Genomic DNA, 594 nt, shown 5'->3' with positions numbered 1-594 from the left:
TGGCATTGTTTTTCCACGCCCTCTACTTAATTTTAATGATTAAATATTAAGCGCGACAACTAGTCTGACAGAGAGGGATAGCGATGAACAACGTAAATGTAGCCGATGATAACGTAGGGTTTAAAACGTTTGATAAAACTACAGGTAGTTGGTTTTGGAAAAAACAATATCGTTATATTAAGGATTCAAATAATTTAAGCGCATCAGCACTTATTTATAATGTGATCCCATAACATAGAAGGCGTGTAGTTATACCAATCTGCATAAATCTTTGATCAATTTAACGAATTAAATTCCACTATAACGTCGTTAAAAATTTTTTATTTAGAACAACTAGATACAAAAATTTTTGCCTAGTTCTAGCGTAATTTCCTTAACGTTAAATAGACCCCATATATAAGCAGATTGGTATTAAAAACTATACGCCTTATAAAGGATTAAATTTAACTAGGGCGTGTTGATCTTTGCGGTATAAAAAACAAACAGCATGAGAATAAGGTATAATTGAATTCGCTAAAAAACGTTACACCGAACCCTCATGCCAAGATTAATGTTAACAGACGCGACATGGAATGTCTTATCAAAAGTAATGCA

The 594-nt window shown here is 32.5% G+C and carries 1 protein-coding gene; it reads left to right on the top strand.

Translation table 11 applies throughout. The annotated features are described in order from the left end of the window. Positions 1-83 precede the first annotated feature (83 nt). Entirely contained in the window at positions 84-233 is a 150-nt protein-coding gene (locus tag I6F53_RS20310; protein WP_197240963.1) for a hypothetical protein, read from the top strand. Positions 234-594: the final 361 nt, after the last annotated feature.

Origin of the sequence: Pseudoalteromonas sp. SWN29, assembly GCF_015864465.1 — a bacterium.
GTDB lineage: Bacteria > Pseudomonadota > Gammaproteobacteria > Enterobacterales > Alteromonadaceae > Pseudoalteromonas.
The sequence above is the reverse complement of the archived record's forward strand: the minus strand, read 5'-3'. Positions and strand labels throughout refer to the sequence as shown.